The sequence below is a fragment of the Undibacterium sp. MH2W genome, from assembly GCF_049340215.1.
Taxonomy (GTDB): domain Bacteria; phylum Pseudomonadota; class Gammaproteobacteria; order Burkholderiales; family Burkholderiaceae_D; genus Undibacterium.
Window position 1 is genome coordinate 364159 of record NZ_JBMPPA010000003.1, and the last position, 17067, is coordinate 381225.

At 47.3% G+C, this 17067-nt stretch carries 12 protein-coding genes; 6 read left to right on the forward strand and 6 right to left on the reverse strand.

Translation table 11 applies throughout. The features are described from left to right. Positions 1 to 159 precede the first annotated feature (159 nt). Both ACO0K2_RS09570 and ACO0K2_RS09575 read left to right on the forward strand, forming a co-directional pair. Positions 160 to 1215, forward strand: a complete 1056-nt coding sequence (locus ACO0K2_RS09570; RefSeq protein ID WP_423018099.1) for a transglutaminase domain-containing protein — start codon at positions 160 to 162, stop codon at positions 1213 to 1215. 51 nt (positions 1216 to 1266) lie between these two features. Continuing rightward, positions 1267 to 1935, forward strand: a complete 669-nt coding sequence (locus ACO0K2_RS09575) for a thiol:disulfide interchange protein DsbA/DsbL (protein WP_423018101.1) — start codon at positions 1267 to 1269, stop codon at positions 1933 to 1935. A 55-nt stretch (positions 1936 to 1990) separates the two neighbouring features. On the opposite strand, the gene ACO0K2_RS09580 is transcribed toward ACO0K2_RS09575, so the two are convergent. Genes ACO0K2_RS09580 through imuA form a run of 4 tightly spaced genes read right to left on the reverse strand, consistent with a single transcriptional unit; the run spans position 1991 to position 8894 of the window. Continuing rightward, the gene (locus tag ACO0K2_RS09580) at positions 1991 to 3241 is read right to left on the reverse strand and encodes an MFS transporter (RefSeq protein WP_423018103.1); all 1251 of its coding nucleotides are present in this window, start codon (positions 3239 to 3241) and stop codon (positions 1991 to 1993) included. 44 nt (positions 3242 to 3285) lie between these two features. Continuing rightward, positions 3286 to 6495: an error-prone DNA polymerase gene (locus ACO0K2_RS09585; protein WP_423018105.1), complete on the reverse strand. Its 3210-nt coding sequence runs from the start codon at positions 6493 to 6495 to the stop codon at positions 3286 to 3288. A 48-nt stretch (positions 6496 to 6543) separates the two neighbouring features. Continuing rightward, positions 6544 to 8082, reverse strand: a complete 1539-nt coding sequence (locus ACO0K2_RS09590) for a Y-family DNA polymerase (RefSeq protein ID WP_423018107.1) — start codon at positions 8080 to 8082, stop codon at positions 6544 to 6546. A gap of 50 nt (positions 8083 to 8132) precedes the next feature. After that, positions 8133 to 8894, reverse strand: coding sequence for a translesion DNA synthesis-associated protein ImuA (imuA, locus tag ACO0K2_RS09595; protein WP_423018109.1), 762 nt, complete (start codon positions 8892 to 8894; stop codon positions 8133 to 8135). A 310-nt stretch (positions 8895 to 9204) separates the two neighbouring features. On the opposite strand from imuA, the gene ACO0K2_RS09600 reads away from it, so the two are divergent. Next, positions 9205 to 9432 (forward strand): hypothetical protein, encoded by a 228-nt coding sequence (locus ACO0K2_RS09600; protein ID WP_423018111.1) that lies wholly within the window; start codon positions 9205 to 9207, stop codon positions 9430 to 9432. Between the two features lie 74 nt (positions 9433 to 9506). Here the strand turns inward: ACO0K2_RS09600 and ACO0K2_RS09605 are convergent, their stop codons facing one another. Together ACO0K2_RS09605 and ACO0K2_RS09610 are read right to left on the reverse strand one after the other, a co-directional pair. After that, the gene (locus ACO0K2_RS09605; RefSeq protein ID WP_423018113.1) at positions 9507 to 10133 is read right to left on the reverse strand and encodes a 4'-phosphopantetheinyl transferase family protein; all 627 of its coding nucleotides are present in this window, start codon (positions 10131 to 10133) and stop codon (positions 9507 to 9509) included. Between the two features lie 20 nt (positions 10134 to 10153). Further along, complete coding sequence (locus ACO0K2_RS09610; protein ID WP_423018115.1) at positions 10154 to 14200, reverse strand: Pls/PosA family non-ribosomal peptide synthetase; 4047 nt, start codon at positions 14198 to 14200, stop codon at positions 10154 to 10156. A gap of 522 nt (positions 14201 to 14722) precedes the next feature. Between ACO0K2_RS09610 and ACO0K2_RS09615 the strand changes: the two genes are divergently transcribed. The 3 genes from ACO0K2_RS09615 (at position 14723) to ACO0K2_RS09625 (ending at position 16902) form a co-directional block, all read left to right on the forward strand. Beyond that, the gene (locus tag ACO0K2_RS09615; protein ID WP_423018117.1) at positions 14723 to 15175 is read left to right on the forward strand and encodes a cache domain-containing protein; all 453 of its coding nucleotides are present in this window, start codon (positions 14723 to 14725) and stop codon (positions 15173 to 15175) included. 233 nt (positions 15176 to 15408) lie between these two features. Next, the gene (locus tag ACO0K2_RS09620; protein ID WP_423018119.1) at positions 15409 to 15984 is read left to right on the forward strand and encodes an OmpA family protein; all 576 of its coding nucleotides are present in this window, start codon (positions 15409 to 15411) and stop codon (positions 15982 to 15984) included. A gap of 9 nt (positions 15985 to 15993) precedes the next feature. Then, the gene (locus tag ACO0K2_RS09625) at positions 15994 to 16902 is read left to right on the forward strand and encodes a patatin-like phospholipase family protein (protein WP_423018121.1); all 909 of its coding nucleotides are present in this window, start codon (positions 15994 to 15996) and stop codon (positions 16900 to 16902) included. Positions 16903 to 17067 lie beyond the last annotated feature (165 nt).

Genomic DNA, 17067 nt, shown 5'->3' on the forward strand with positions numbered 1-17067 from the left:
TTAGCAAAATCGTCGCAAAATGTGTCTGATTGTTTGACGTCCGGTTTGTGTTGAGATCATACTTGATCTCACGCAACATTATGCTGACTTGTCATGGGTAATGAACGTTGATCAGTCGGCATGTGTTCTCTGTTTCTTTTCAGTTCTTGCGGTGCTGCTATGAGCTTCTCCATTGATTTTGAACGGATATTCGTCACCCGATTGGTGTTGATGTGCGCGCTGATGTCGGGGTTGTTCGCTGCTTTTGGAACGGTGTCTGCACATGACCTCAGCAAGCAGCAGCTTGCCATGATCGACAAGCATGCCTTGGCTGCGCCACCCGAAGTCGAGTCTGACCGAAAAGCGCTCGTTGCTTATCTCATTGAAGGACTACATACCGATAGCGAGAAAGCAAGGGCCATTTATCGTTGGATCACAGATCGAATTTCGTATGATGCGGCGGCATTCTTATCTGACCGTATTGACGATATGAGCGTCGATGATGTGATGAAAAAACGCATGAGCGTTTGCTTTGGGTTTTCAAATTTGTTTGAAAAAATGGCCAAAGATGCTGGGCTGGAAGTTAAAAGTATTACTGGCTATGCAAAAGCGTACGGCACGTCGCAGGGACAACATTTTGATAAGCCCAACCATGCTTGGAACGCAATTCGTATCAATGGAAGTTGGTTCTTAATTGATTCTACTTGGGGTGCTGGCTATATCAAAAATGGTGAATTTAAAAAAGAATTATCCGAAGCCTTCTTTTTGACGCCGCCAGAACAATTTGTTTTCAGTCATTTTCCCGTCGATGAGCAATGGCAATTACAAAGAACATCTCATCTATCCCAGCGTGAATTTGAGTCTTTGCCACAAATCGAGCCCACATTTTTTCATACGAGTATTTCACCCATTGATGCTTGGGAGGCATTAAAAAGTCCGGAATTCTCAGGTAGTTTTGTTCATACGTTTGAATTGCCGTATCATCTCGTCTCTATTTTGCAAGCGCCTGTGATGTATCGCCTGAGGGTTGATCGTCACTATACGTTTAAAATTAATGCTGAGATTTTTGAGAAAATGGCGTTAGTACAAGCGGATCACTGGCAAGAGATGGATAAAGAAGGCGATGCGTTCTCTTTCAACTATCATTCACCGTACCAGGGACAATTGTTGGTCGTTGGTAAAAAATTTGATTCAGACCAATATACCGCGATCCTCGCTTACGATCTCGCACCTTAGTTGGCATCGTTCAGTAAGACGCCTTTAACACTGATTTAAAAAAGGATCACAATGCGTTTTGTTCGTTTTGCTTTATTGACGTTGGCTTTGATTGCTTCTACTGCAGGCGCCTCGCCGGTGAGCCCTGTCAAAGGAGTCGACTACGTTGCGTTGAAAGTGCCGCAAGAGACAAAAGCGGCGCCGGGTAAGGTGGAGGTAATTGAGTTTTTCATGTATCACTGTCCTGCGTGCAATGCAACAGAAGTAGAAATTGCGGAGTGGTTGAAAAAGCAGGGTGATAAGGTTGAATTCCGACGGATTCATTTGCCGTATGATGGCCCCAACGATCCGGAAGCCCATTTATTTTTGACGCTGCAGGCACTTGGGCTTGAGCAGAGCATGCATGCAAAGGTTTTAAAAACTTGGCATATCGATCATCTACGCTTAAAAACGGATCAGGACAACATTGACTGGGCTGTCGCTAATGGCATCGATAAAACGAAATTCGTCGACGCGTATCAATCTTTTTCTGTGACGTCTGCGCGTATGCGGCTTCCCAAACTCTCTGAAAATTATGAAGTGGAAAATACGCCGACGTTTATCGTGAATGGTCGATATTTAACGAATCCTGTATTGCTGTCGGCAAGTAATCCGAAGATGAATCGTGATCAAGTAACGCAAGCCACCTTTCAGGTAATTGATGCCTTAGTGGCTAATGTGATCAAAGAGCGTTCTAAATAATCACTGTATTTGATAAGACATCGATGATCTCAGCAATGATCTCTATCGCATGTCTTTATCGCGATAATTCTTTGTTGACCATCCACGCCAATGGCAACGTCAATAGGACAAATAGCGCGACGCACTGCATCGCTAGCATGATACCTGTGTGATCACCTAACCAGCCAAAAAACAGAGGCGATAAAGCGCTACCACCAATGGTGCCGGTGTAAAACAGAGCAAAGGCTCTTGATCGATGGTGAATAGGCACAAGCTCTGGAACACTGCCATATAGCACCGACGATGTGCCATTGAGCGCCAATCCAATGGCAGGTAAGGTAATCAGGGCGTATGTGAGTGGTAGATAGAGGATGCAGAAGATAACAAGTGCAGTGAGAATTTCTGTGATCCACACCGTTTTCAGCATGCCAATGCGCCGTCCTAAATAACCACAGACGAGTTTTCCAGCCGCACCACCGACAAACAATAGTGATAACGCGAGTCCGATGGTTGCGGTGGTTGCGCCTTTGTTTTTGAGCACGAAAGGGAGAAAGGTGAGGAATCCCATCCGTGTTGCAGAATCAATGACGCCTGTTGCCAGCAATGCCTGAAAGCCTTTGCTGTAGTGCTGTGTAGAAGGTAGGGCTGTTGCGTCAGTGGGTGGTAAGTGTACGGATGGCGTAGGTCGACGCTCCTGAATGACCCAAGCTAACCAAGCTGCCGTCGCTAATCCAAAGATTCCAACCATCGTCACGCTCTGTTGCCAGCTCCACCAACTTAAAGCGAGACCGACTGCCGCTGGAAGTGCCATTTTCCCAATATCACCCGCAAAATTATAGGTGGCAAGCGCCGATCGGGAACGTGATTTATCTTCATCGTAGGCATCAGCGACCAGAGATGAGGCGAGTGGATGCTGTGTACTCGCGCCGATTCCCGCTAAAGCAAGTGCCGCAATAAGGCCAATGAGTGTCGTCGTTTGTCCTGCTAGTAGATACGCGATACCAGCCAGTGCTGTACCGGCAACAAGCAAGGTCTTTTTACCGTAGTGCTCAGAAAATTTGCTTGCCTGCATTTGAAAGCTCGCCATACAGCCGGCGTAAATGCCACGCATGAGCCCCGCAATGGCGTAGCTGATACCAAACTGACTCTGCCAAATGGGTAAAAGGACGTAAATTAAATCGGTTAAACCATCGTGTACGGCGTGGGCAGTCGATGCTGCAGTCAGTGCTTGGCGTTGTTGCTTATTTTGTTGCTTATTTTGTTGCACTTGCTCTGGATCCGGCTTGTTGGCGGGAACATGTTGTGTTGGGCTGGATGCGGAGTTCAAGTGCCGTCCTTCAGTCAGATGTGCGCATAATACATATTTTTATTTTAACAAAAATTTCGACTACTCACGTCTAAGTTGCCAAGAAGATGTGATAAATCCACTAAGCGTTTCGCGAGTAAATGGCATACGTCATGTTCTCGCTGCCATATCCCATACACGCCCAAAAGGCTAGATCCCAGCAATTCTTTTCTTTGTTGTTCAACTAACGCTGGCCAGACTAGAACATTGACTGAACCCGTTTCATCTTCCAAGGTAACGAACATGACACCATTCGCAGTGCCAGGTCGTTGTCTGACAGTAACGATGCCGCATCCTCGTGCAAACTGACCTTGTTGAAAGGTATGAAGCATGGTTGCAGGTAAAAATCGCTTTGCTAGTAATTGTTTGCGTAAGAGGGCGAGTGGATGACGTTGCAAAGTCAGACCTGTACTTTGGTAATCACTCATGATTTCCTGTGCTTCCGTGGGAGGAGAGAGCACTGGAGACACTTCTTGCAGTGATGTATTGTGCAGTAAATCGCGATCAGGCATAGCACCAACAGCAGACCATAATGCCCGCCGCCTGTGACCTGCGAGTGTCAGCAGAGCATTGCCGGCGGCAAGAACGTGTAAATCATGGCGATTAAGTTCAGCGCGTTTGGCAAGATCGGCGACGTCAGCAAAGATGCCTTCTGTGCGTGCATATTGAATCCGTATCGCGGCATCTCGTGACATACCATTGAGCAGCGACATCCCTAAACGTACTGCGGGTTGTATTGAACCGGTAAATGCGTTGATGTGCGTGTCTGGATCATGGGGCTCTAGCGTGGAATCCCATGTGCTATACATGACATCAATAGGGCGGATCTGCACGTCGTGTCTTTTTGCGTCCTGGATCAATTGCGATGGCGAATAAAATCCCATTGGCTGCGAATTGAGTAGGGAACACAAGAAAACAGCAGGCTCGTGACGCTTTATCCAACTGCTGACATAAGCCAGAATCGCAAAGCTGGCCGCATGACTTTCAGGGAAACCGTAGTCGCCAAATCCTTTCATTTGCTCAAAAATACCTTCGGCGAATTCGAGGGTGTAATTATTTTTTACCATCGCGTTAACAATGCGATCATGATAAGCATCGAGCCCCCCTTTACGTTTCCACGCTGCCATGGCACGACGTAGGCCATCTGCTTCACCTGCTGTAAAGTCCGCAGCAAGCATTGCAATTTGCATCACCTGTTCCTGAAAAATCGGTATGCCGAGTGTTCTCCCTAATGCTTTTTGCATAGCAGGGTCTTGATGGACCTCAACGCGCTCCAGTCCTTGGCGACGACGCAGGTAAGGGTGCACCATACCGCCTTGAATTGGTCCCGGTCGTACAATAGCAACCTGTACGACGAGATCATAAAACTGGCGAGGACGAAGACGCGGAAGCATACTCATTTGGGCTCGTGACTCAATTTGAAATACGCCAACCGTGTCAGCACGACAAAGCATGTCATAAGTCGCTTTATCTTCTCGCGGAATATCCTGCATTCGGCTAGGTCTACCTGGGAGATTTTTCATTAAATCTAACGCTCGCTTGAGTGCCGAGAGCATTCCCAATGCCAAAATATCGACTTTGAGTAATCCCAATGACTCTAGGTCATCCTTATCCCATTGAATAACGCGACGATCTTTCATGGCGGCATTTTCGATAGGAACTAACCTCGATAACTTCCCCCGCGCAATCACAAAACCACCGCTATGTTGCGACAGGTGGCGCGGAAAACGGAGCAACTGCGTCGCAAGGCTTGCCCATTGTTGTGCCTGCGTTGAGCTGGTGTCGAGTCCGCATTCTGTGAACCGTCCAAGCAGGTCATGCTTACTATCAAACCAGTGATGTGATTTCGCTGCCATGTCGATGAAGGCTTCATCCATCCCTAAGGCTTTTCCCGTTTCACGCAAAGCGCCACGTGGGCGATAGGTGTGCACCGCTGCGGCAAGTGCTGCGCGATGAGGGCCATATTTTTTATAGATGTATTGGATGACTTCTTCGCGACGCTGGTGTTCAAAATCCACATCAATATCTGGTGGTTCGCCGCGTTCTTTAGAAATGAAGCGTTCAAATAACAGACTATTAACCTCAGGGTTGACCTCGGTAATGTATAAGCAATAGCAAACAACGGAATTGGCAGCGGAGCCTCGGCCTTGGCAAAGGATTCCTTGTTGACGTGCAAATTTTACGATGTCGTGTACTGTTAAAAAGTAGGCTTCATAGGCAAGTTCATTAATGAGATGTAGTTCGTGCTCAATTGTTTTTATCAGTTGCTCTGAAATACCTTGAGGATATCGAAGCGCAGCACCAGCATAGACCTCGCTACGAAGATAGCTCGCTGGTGTGAGTCCTTTGGGGATGACTTCTTCAGGATATTCATAGCGTAATTCATCAAGTGAAAAATGGCATCGACTGGCGATGTTGATGGTTTCTGCTAAGGTCTCTGGTGGATAAATATTCGCCAGTCGTAGTCGTGAACGCAGATGTTGCTCTGCATTCGCAGCCAAAGCATAACCGCATTCAGCGACTGGTTTTCCTAATCGAATGGCTGTTAATGTGTCTTGTAATGGCTTACGTGAGCGTACATGCATCAGAACATGACCCAGAGCGACGACTGGCAGTTCATATTCTGTAGCGATATGTGTGATGCCTTGTTGGTGATAGTAATCGCCTGACTTGAGCAATAAATTCAAGCCTATCCACAGTCTTCCAGAAAAGAGGGAGGCGCACCAACGTACTTGCGATGCCAATAGGCCAGTTTGAACTGGATACTCTGGGACCAGAATCAAGAGACAGTCCGGAAGTCCTGCGAGATGTTCATAGCCGGTGGGTGGCGTACTTAGGTCTTCATGAGTCAGCAAGTAGCTTCCTTTGCTGCAACGACTACGCCCTAGTGTGATTAGTTCAGATAAATTGCCATATCCTTCCCGGTTCGTTGCGATGGCAATGAGAGTAAGGGTGGGATGTTGATCGTCCCTTGACGTGAGTTTGAAATACGTCCCAACGAGATACGTCAGTTGCTGTATCTTCGCTTCATCGTGTGCGCGAACAATACCGGCGAACGAACATTCATCGGTGATTGCCAGTGCTTGATAGCCGAGTTGCGCTGCGCGTTTGACGAGTTCTTCTGCATGCGATGCACCATGCAGAAAACTAAAATTGGATAAACAGAATAGCTCTGCATAGTCGGGCAAAAGACTGCTCGCCAACGTTTTATTGAGAGGCTTATTCAGAGAATGCATGATTGCTTGAAGTCAAAATGAGCGATAAACGAGCGATAAAGGTGGGGTTTAACCGAAAATGCCGTGTAAGAACCAAAGAGGCTCCGCAAGGTCGGTAGGTGATGCACGCTCACGGTAAATCCAGTAACGTACATCCTCTTTGCTGATGGCGACAAAGTAGTCTCGAACCTGTGTCTGATCACTCCACCATCCGGCCTCTATTCGTTCGGCTGGTGAGATCAGCGTTAATTCCGAGCCAAAGTAAGGTTTATGTCGTCGAACCTCGAGTGCGATTGCTTGTACAAGCAGCCATGTTGGCCTGAGCGGTAGCGATTGAGGTAACGATGGCATTGATAGAGCGGATGGACGGGATGCCATTGAGGTGGTCATTACCGATACCCATTGATTGGCGAATTCAGGGCGATGATCTTCCTGAAAACAGGGAAGCAAGACCTGATCTGCACCAAGTCGCGCAACCAATAGCGTCAATAAATGCTGAAGATCTGCCGGATTCATGACGGTCTCTGGAAACAAAGAGTCGCTTGACTGCGCCCGAGGTAGCGTTTCTGGAGCGCGAAGAGAGAGGCTGATAACGGCCGCGGACAGCTGTAGATGGGCTATTTTTTCTTTGAACAGCGGTAGCAGATTGGCCTCTTGCCACGTGGCGACGGCCAAATGAATATCCAAGAGACTTGGTGGCACCGCCTGACGTCCACGCTCATGATGCAACTCAAGATGTACATGTTTGACAGCTAGTTGATGCGCGTTCAGCCACCCCAATAGTTGCGTTAACAAACTACGGCTATAAACGAACAATGTATCCGTATTGTCTGTACGATCTGGTAATTCCGTTTTGGCGATAAATTCATGGTCTGCAACCACCCAGATGTGCGGTGGTGATGTGAGCGAATAAGCAAGATCGAGTTCTGCCAATAAACCTTTACCACATCGTCTTTGCAACCCCGCGCGTGGTAACGCTCTGAGGTCTGACAGACGATGGCAGGCGAGTCCTTGTAAGAACTCTTGGTATTGAGCTGATGCCATGAGTAAATGGACGGACAGACGGTCAATGGCAGATGAAAGATGCGTAGATCGCAAGCAAGATTGTCCCTGACGACCACCCTGTGCAGCATTTCTGGCAAAGAGCCAGGCTGCTTTTGCGGTCGGTGCGCAGCCGATGGTCGTGCTGTATCCGAGCGCACGGAGAGTGGCTCTTATCTGGCGACGCAATGCGGCGAGGCCTCCGAATAGCCGAATGCTGGCACCAATATCAAGCACAATACTAGCGTCCTCAGCAATGCTGACCTGGGGTGTATATCGGAGTAAGGCGAGGGCTGCTGCCGATAAAGCGGCTGTTTCACGAGTGCTATCCTGATGAAGAAACTGGACTTCAGGAAGCAACATTTGTACACCACCACGTCGCATACCAAGGCGTACCCCTGCTAAGGCCGCCGTGGACGACATCGCAATCACACGATTTTGCTTCAATACAACGACAGCGGAAGAGGGTAATGCATGCTCCCAGCAAGGAACAAAAGCTTCTAGTTCAATGAATGGCAGATGGACCGCAATCCAGGTCGTATTGGCTGTTTCTGTACGCAATGTCATTGTTAACTCTGCTAAAAGCGTGACCGTGTAGGGCGAGAAAAGCGTGCAATTTACGAGGCAGCGATCGAGGATCGTCGATCTTGCCGGCGCGCGCCAAAGGGCATCTCCGCCATTGGTTGCAACATGGGTTGTTGTATAGGTTGTATTGCGCGGTTTGATAAATAGGGGTGTTCATTCACATATAAAAACAGCGGTCCGTCGTTATTTGCTCCTCGACGCTTCAAAATATTGACCTGCATTCCAGAGGTTTTTGGCATAAGCGCGATCCTTAAGACAGCCGGTGAAGGGGATTGCGCAGCGTGCATTGGACGGATGATAAAAAACAAGGTTTGTGATTTTTGCGCCATAAGATGTAGACGCCGCAATACATCGGTATTGACTTGCTTTTGCCACAGTAGCAAAGCGCCACAGCTACCATTTTTCAAAATTTGTTCAGCCGCCCATAGATGGTCTTTATGCTTCGTTCCAGCAATCCAGAGGAGTGAAACGGCGCTGTCTCTTCCTCGTTGAAACGCGGATGCAAATGGGACATACGGTGGCGCAAGCAAAACGACTGGACGGCGATCCAGTTGCGCTAATGCGGGCATTAATAAATTTAATTCTGCGGTGCCAAATTGATCAATCAGGATTTCAATCAGTTGCCCCAGCGGCCACCCTGCATTGGGTAGTTCTTGATTTAATGCCACATAGCCGGTGTGAATGGTTGCCCCCATATCGTGGGCTAATTGTGACGCGCGCCAGATACCTGGATACCGGCTTTCCAGTCCATGCTGTCTGTGAGTGCGGTCAGTTGGTAAATGAAGTTGAGTCATTTTGAAGTTAAATACTGATTAAATATACAGTATATTGTTTGCGGACTAAAACTTCAAAAAGAATTTTTATAAAATGCGATCAATGGCTGCAAAACCAATACCAGTAAGGGTTTTAATGTTTTTACTATTCATTTATCGAAAGCAATAGGGTGTGCGGAATCAGCAACATTTATGTAACTACTGATTGCATGTACAGTGTTTTGTGTTAAAGTCTGTTTCAAGGACAAACGATAATCTGAATGAAGATAAGAAGTTCTCAATGATGTCCTGAATGATATTTTTGTATTATCAACCGACACGGAGATTCACTATGGCACACCTCGATACTGCATTTGATACACGATTTAGTTTGCAATTTGCACCGACTTCTTTTTTGATGCGTTTAGGTCGTCGGGAAATATTTGTTTGTCGTGATTTTCGTCAGCGTGCTTACCATGTTAATCCTGTTATCGATTGCTCGACTGGGGTACAAGCAGGGCACCTAGAGATTTTGTTTTGCAAAAAATGGCTGATTATCTTATCGAAAGCAAACTGGTAATGGAATGCATCACCACTGCCGGCAACGCGCATTTTTCAAGTAAAAATATGTGCCGAAGGTGATGAGTCCGATGATTAGGCGAAATCGGTAGTGCCAGAAATAGCAAGGCTCGCGGTGTACTCGGGCACTGTATTGATAGAAAAAGTACGGATATTGCTGAGTTGAGATCGATATGCTGCTTGAATCTGATTCTCATACTCAGTCAGTCCAAGCCCTGCACATTTGAGTGACGCTTCCAGTTGCGTCCAGTATTGTGAGAAACGTTGTGCTTGAAGCGATAGGGGAGTGGCGATCAGCGAAGCAGTGTGTTGGTCGCCCAAATAGACCCCTGCAAGGTCTTGCCAGTCGTCGGGTAGTGTCGTCCGCATCAAATCGACGCCAATTTGACCGAGACGACTGATCGCTGCCACAGAGATACCTGTCTCGTGGCTGGTGGAAATCTGTAGATCCATATCGCGAACAACGGTTCTGATACCTTGTCCGATGACGCTGATCAAACGTAGGTCGTGCGCTGCGATATCCAATGCAGCGGATAAAAATTCCGTCACAACGAGTCTTAGGTGCTGCCTAGCGGCATCGCGCAGCATCGATGTTGGGGTTTGCGTCCCAATGACAATAATTTTCTCTGATGCAAAATATTTCAATGCCGTTTGTGCCTCATGAGGCCACATCAACAAGGAAAAATGCGCAGGTATTGTCATCAGAACGCCATACGATGAGTTTATATTCCAGTCATTGCTGCTGGACAGCCTCGCCAATGAGACTTTGCAGGAATAAATTCACCTTTCATCACCAAAGTCAGCGCACCGAGGGTGGCATCGTTGCCAACTTCTGCACCATATAACACAGAGCTTCGTGCGCCCATATACACACGCTCGCCGATGACGACATGATCCACTTTCATCACACGATCTTCAAATAAATGGGTCTGAGGACAAGCAAGTGCATTAATTTCGGTATGATCGCCGATGCTCACGCAGTCAAACTCAGTAATATCCGTCGTGTCCATATAGACCCCCTTACCAATCCGACAGCCAAGCAAATTAAACGCAACAGGAAGCCAAGGTGTGCCGCGTAAGTACCGCATGAAATTCGGGATAGCGATCCCCTCATACAAGTTGGTAATGCCCTCTGAGAGCCAAACAAACGGTGTCCACATCGGCATACTGGCTTTTTTGTAGCGATAAATTAACAACCATTTCAGCACCAACACAAATCCAAAACTACCAATGCCGTAGAACAGTCCTGCCACCAACAAGTACACAAACACTTCCATCCACCGATCATCGCCAGCCAGCGGCATCAGATTGAGTACAACGGTGTAACCAACCGCAATCACGATCGCATGCGGTGCAATAATGCGGAATGTTTCGACTAAACCGCGGCCAATCCGCCTTGCTATAGACGGTTTAAAGGTCAAATTCTCCGGAAAACCTTTGGTCTCTTCACGCGCCGGAAGGTGGATTGGGGGCGATCCTAACCACGTATCACCTGCATGGATTTGCGCATTCGAAGGCGCACAACTATGTACACCAATTAATACATTCTCTGGCAGGATAGTGCCATCCGGGATATACGCACCGTTACCCACAAAGCTACGACGTGAAATCACGGTTGGCTGCATCTGCATCCACCCAGCATCAATTTCCTCATCGCCAAGTAGCACCGCATCAGCGATGAAAGTTTCATCTCCGAGCGTCAGCATATCGGGAACGACGCCCAGAGCGGTCGAAATTTCCGCTCCTTTGCCCACCTTCGCGCCCAGCAGTCGATACCAAAACGGCGCATAGACCGTAGCATAAATACCGTGCAGTACATGCAAGCTTGATTCTTGGATCTGATTCACGAGCCATTTTTGGCAATACGTATTGCCGTGTACTTGGTACAGACCTGGTTTAAGTCTTGGTAAAATAAACCACCGAATTCCAGCCGAGAGTAACGCAGTACAAATAATCAAAATTGCCGTCGCAGGGAACGCCAATATGAAATATTTGCCTAGTTGGAACGGTATCGAGCTACTTTGCAACCATGGGAAAGTGTCGGCATTGTCAAACCAGTCAATAATGACAAAACTCGGGAATACCGGCACAAAAAACAAGGAGCCGATCAACAAGGTGCCAAAGATAAAAAATACCGTCTCACAGATTGATCGTAAGCGAGATAAATGAGGGCGAGGCGGCAAGCAGTGCGGGTCAAATGCGCTCACATCTTTTGCTGGCGAGCCTTTCCATATACGCCCAGCAGGCACTGTCTTGCCATCCGCTAATGCAGACTGACCATCTAGGTGTGCACTGGCCTCAAGTACGACATTGCCTTCTAAAACAGAATACGACCCGACGTAAGCATTCTCTTGTAGGGTAATCGTGCCAAGAATGAGTTCACCGTGCTGCACACGTGCATTTTCGAGATTCACAGCACTACCAATGCTCACGCCATCGGCAATCGTCAGCATATCCGGCGCTCTCAGCGTGATCGATCCAATCGTCACATCTTTACCGACTTTGGCACCCAATGCGCGTAACCATAATGGATATAACGAAGAACCGCTCAGCATATACGTAGGCGCGGCTTCTAAGAGGCGGTCTGACAACCACCAACGGAAATAGGTGAACCCCCACAAAGGATACCTGCCGGGTTGTAAACGACCAGCAATAAGCCATTTGCCACCGATCGCGATACCAAATTCAGCCAACGTCAGCAGTAAAAAGGTGGCAACCGAGAGAAGAATCGCTCTGTAATTCGAGTCGTCAGGATCACCAGTCAAGAAGTGATAAGTAAAAAATGGCGCCAGCCACTGTACCATCCGAATAGCGACCAGCCACGGAATCACCACTGCCTGCGCTGCGCCACACAGCCAGCGTTTCCAGGTCGGCGGAGGTGTCCACGTGGCCTCCGTTGCATGCGCCTGGTCTTGAGCAACACCGGCTACTTCCAACAGCTCAGCGATTTTACCGATACTGCGCTGCTGATAGATATCTGCAATTTTAAAATACGCAAAGCGGCTATTTTTTCGTAATAAGGAGACGAGTTTTGCCGCCATCAGTGAATGGCCGCCAAGATCAGCAAAGAAATCTAAATCACGTCGGATAGGTTGACCAGGAAATAAACGATTGAGCGCTTCAAATAAGCATTCTTCCGTTTCACTTGAAGCGCAATCGGAATCGCCGCTCGTGACAACCTTCGATAGAGGCATCTTCTTGAGCGTATTTCGGTCGATTTTTCCAGAGGTAAGCCGAGGCACCTCCGTCATGAACTCAAACCGAGAAGGAACCATATACGGCGGCAGCACTTGAGACAACTGCGAACGTAAGATTGCCTTTAATTCTGTATCGGAAGGGATCGTTCCTGAAGCAGTGAAGGAGGCATCATCACGGGCAATAAACGCCATGATTTGATCGATCTCATCTTCTTTTCTCAGGATGACCGCGACGGTTCCGACGCCGCTCTGTTGAGCGAGGACCGCTTCAATCTCACCGAGCTCCACACGAAATCCGCGGATCTTCACCTGATCATCGGCACGACCTAGGCACTGAATACTGCCATCAGCCTGAATACAAGCGAGGTCACCAGTACGGTATAAACGCCGATCAATGTCGCTCATCGACCATGGGTTCACCAAAAATTTCTCTGCTGTCAGGTCTGGCCGACCTAAATAGCCAATAGCGACACCTGGTCCAGAGATACAGAGTTCTCCCGTTTCACCGAGAGGTAACAAACGTAACCCATTCTCGACATCGGTCGCCACGACCATCATTGAATAGTTTGGTAAAGGGGTGCCGATCGTGACTGGCGCATTCGCATGCAAAGGAGCAAGGCTTGCTGATACCGTGGCTTCTGTCGGTCCATAAGTGTTGAACATCTGGCGACCAGCGCGAGTGAAACGATTCACCAGCGATTCCGGACACATTTCCCCGCCCAGATTAATCAGTCGAAGACTTGCCACGTCCTGTGAAAATAAGGCGAGTAACGTTGGCACTGCATGCAATACTGTGATCTGATTCTTTTCAAGCGCAACAGGTAAGGCGTCTGGATCGGCAGTGATTTCTTTTGGTGCGATCCACAGCGTCGCTCCAACAAGATAACTGATCCAAATTTCCTCAAATGACATATCAAACGCCACAGAAAACCCTTGATACACCTTATCAGATGCACACACCCCTAAAACGGCGTTTTCAGAACGCAAAAAATGGCAAATGCTGGCATGGTTGACCACGATGCCTTTGGGTTTTCCCGTTGAGCCAGAGGTATAAATGACATAGGCAGGGGCGAGGGGGTCTGCTGTTTCTCTTTTGTGTAAAACAGTTTGCTTCTCAGCACGAATCGATTCCGCGATCCATATTTGGCAGGATAAATCTTTGCATAGATCATTGTTTGATGCCGCAGTCAGCAAACCAACTGCCTGCGCGTCTTCGAGACAGACTGCAATACGTTCGATCGGCGTATCGGCATCAAAGGGAAGCCATGCCGCCCCCGTCTTTGCAATGCCGGCCTGCATCACTAATAAGTCGATTCCTCGGGGCAACCAAAGTCCGACAATGTGTCCAGACCGAACCCCCTGATGCATCAGGGCCGATGCGATCTGATCAGCACGTTCGTTGAGTGTACGGTAGGTGATGCGTTCGCCCTGACATTCCAATGCGATCTTTTCAGGGTACTGAAGAGCGGTGTTTTCAAGCAGGTCGGCGAGAATTTCGTCACGGATTAGATCGGAATTGCGGTCGCCATATAAGACGTGGGGGTTCAACGGAGTGCTACTTAACAAAGACATAAATCGCTATGAGAGCCTGTAATATTATTATTTTCATTTGCCCGTATTTTCTCACGAGATGCGAAGTCAACAGGATAATTTTTTTTGCATCCGAGAAACTCAAAACCCTCTACAACAAATCTTTTCGCAATGAATGGTGATTACGTGAAAGGAGAATGCAATGGACGCCAATTATTACACGAAATGATACGAATAATGCAACGTTTAGGCACCGCTACGCGCTTTATTGTACCCAATGATCAACAAGGTCTATTTTCTTGTCATGATAGAAATTGATCAACAACCCAGTTTATCGGTTCGTTCAAGATACGCACGAGTTCGACGACAGGGAAAGCCGATGCCATGATTAGAAATAACAACGATGAATAACAACAATTTCCTGTTATAAATTCAAATTATTGCTAATATAAAAATGTTACCAGCAGCACGTATTTCTAACCTTTCAGTATCAATTACCTTTCCATTGTCATTATTACTTTAGATTATTACCGTCGTATTTACTCACCTATATGGAGATGTAAGATGAAAACACTATTTCGCTTAATGGCAATGTTTCTTCTATTGACCTCAGCATCTACCTTTGCAGCCGATGTCCCTGAAGATGCGATTGCTATGGTAGACAAAGGGTTATCGTATATCGAGAAAAACGGTAAAGAAAACTTGATAAACGAAATTAAAAATAAGAATCCCGATTTCATTAAAGGGGATATTTATTTGTACGTACGCGGCATCGATGGTGTCATTCTTGCGCATCCATTCAATCCGAAACTCGTTGGCAAGAATATGCTCGAATTGCCCGATGCAGACGGCAAACTCTATCGGAAAGACATCGTCAACCTCGCAAAGACCAAAGGGAAAGGCTGGGTTGACTATCGCTACAATAATCCGGTGTCTAAAGAGATAGAAAACAAGTCGACCTATGTCTATCGGACTGGTGACATTATTCTTGAAGCTGGCATTTATAAAGGCAAGTAGACCTATACCGAGAGAGCATCATCATCTCAGGTTCATAACGACTTATCTTCTACCGCATGACTTATGTCGTGCGGTTAATGCCGTCGCTTTGTGAAATTGGTAGTGTGTCTGACATCAAAAATTTCACAAATTTTGCAATGTTGTCATTGAATGAAAACGATTGTCACGCCTCGATTTTTCGAATCAACTGTTATGAAATAATTGAACTTCGTTCATCTCAGACATGATCACGCATGAAAAAAATCGTTACTTCCTTGCTCTCTGTAGGGCTCGCATTGAGCCTTGTCGCATGTAGTACAACACCGGTACCTAACACCAACACGCCAGTCATCCCCATCGCGCAAATCGATCGGGGTGTTCAAATTGTATTGCCAGATAACGTTCTTTTTGAGAGCGGAAAAGCGGATGTGAATCTGGCAGTCTCTCGTCCTTACCTTGAACGTATTGCTTATTTACTGACAACGAAAACATCGAAAGTCGTTTCCGTTGAAGGACATACAGATAACGTCGGATCTGCCGCATTCAATCAAAAACTCTCAGAGCAACGTGCTGCCGCAGTAAAAAAGGTACTGATCGATTTGAAAGTACCCGATGAACGTATGACGACGCAGGGATTCTCTTTCACTCATCCTGTTGCCTCAAACGCGACGGAAGATGGACGCAAATTCAATCGTCGCACTGAAATCATTATTCTCGATGAAAAAGTAGAAACGATCACACAAGGTGAAGCGCCGAATACATTTGAAACTGCATTCAGTCGCCTCAAGAGCATGGTCGATCAAGGCATTTTGCAGCCCTCAGAGAAATAGGATAGGAACATGGAAACACAATTGAAGCGTCGCTTGATGCTTGCCATGGGGGCTAGCCTGCCATTTGTCGCGTCCGCAACACAAAAAAACACGAGCGACATCGCTGCCTCGAAACCAACTCCCATCGCACCTTCCCATCCGATAAAAATTGGACTGGCCCTCGGAGGTGGATCTGCGAGAGGCTTTGCACACATTGGTGTGATCCAAGCGCTTGAGAAACATAAAATTCGCCCAGATCTGGTCGTTGGCACCAGTGCTGGTAGCATTATTGGCGCGTTTTATGCCGCAGGTTTTACAGGCGCTCAGATGGAAGAAGTCGCGCTTAAGCTCAAGGATATCGAAGTCATTGACTTATCAGTCGGATCCAAGCGCGGAATGGTTGTTGGAACGGCTCTGCAAAATGTAGTGAATCAATATATGCAGTCGAGACCCATCGAGTCTTTCCCCATTCCTTTTTGTGCGGTAGCGACCAATCTCATCTCAGGCAAAGCGGCTCTTTTCCGGACAGGCAATCCTGGCTTCGCTGTCCGCGCTTCGTGCAGTATGCCTGGCGTATTTATTCCAGCAAGGCAGGGAAGTGATGAGTTTGTTGACGGCGGACTTATTAGCCCTTTACCAGTGAACGAAGCCAAAAAATTAGGCGCCACTTATGTGATTGCCGTCGATGTGAGTGCACAAACAGATAATACCAACCTGCACGGCATGTTTGAGTTACTCATGCAATCTTTTGACATCATGGGGCAATCCTTAATCCGAATGGAGTCAGAAAAAGCCGATATGCTGATCCATCCCGATCTAAAAAAATTCTCAAGCACCGACTTTCAGGCGCGTAAAGAATTAATCGCGGCCGGTTATCAGGCTGGACTGCAAGCGATCCCTCAAATAAAAGAGGCGTTAGCACTCATGAGTCAATCATAGCGTCATTATGTCGTTTCTGAGGGAAATAGCATGACCTCCAAGGAAATAACTTTTCCTCAAACACCTTATACATTGAGGTAACGAAATCCTTCTTCCACTAAATTCCACTCAAGAAGAACTAAAAAAACCATGACGGCATAAATAAATGCCGTGATGAAGATCGCG

Coding starts and splice junctions, on each gene's coding strand:
- ACO0K2_RS09570 (WP_423018099.1), top strand. CDS start 160: ATGAGCTTCTCCATTGATTTTGAACGGATATTCGTCACCCGATTGGTG.
- ACO0K2_RS09575 (WP_423018101.1), top strand. CDS start 1,267: ATGCGTTTTGTTCGTTTTGCTTTATTGACGTTGGCTTTGATTGCTTCT.
- ACO0K2_RS09585 (WP_423018105.1), bottom strand. CDS start 6,495: ATGCATTCTCTGAATAAGCCTCTCAATAAAACGTTGGCGAGCAGTCTT.
- ACO0K2_RS09590 (WP_423018107.1), bottom strand. CDS start 8,082: ATGACATTGCGTACAGAAACAGCCAATACGACCTGGATTGCGGTCCAT.
- imuA (WP_423018109.1), bottom strand. CDS start 8,894: ATGACTCAACTTCATTTACCAACTGACCGCACTCACAGACAGCATGGA.
- ACO0K2_RS09600 (WP_423018111.1), top strand. CDS start 9,205: ATGGCACACCTCGATACTGCATTTGATACACGATTTAGTTTGCAATTT.
- ACO0K2_RS09605 (WP_423018113.1), bottom strand. CDS start 10,133: ATGACAATACCTGCGCATTTTTCCTTGTTGATGTGGCCTCATGAGGCA.
- ACO0K2_RS09610 (WP_423018115.1), bottom strand. CDS start 14,200: ATGTCTTTGTTAAGTAGCACTCCGTTGAACCCCCACGTCTTATATGGC.
- ACO0K2_RS09615 (WP_423018117.1), top strand. CDS start 14,723: ATGAAAACACTATTTCGCTTAATGGCAATGTTTCTTCTATTGACCTCA.
- ACO0K2_RS09620 (WP_423018119.1), top strand. CDS start 15,409: ATGAAAAAAATCGTTACTTCCTTGCTCTCTGTAGGGCTCGCATTGAGC.
- ACO0K2_RS09625 (WP_423018121.1), top strand. CDS start 15,994: ATGGAAACACAATTGAAGCGTCGCTTGATGCTTGCCATGGGGGCTAGC.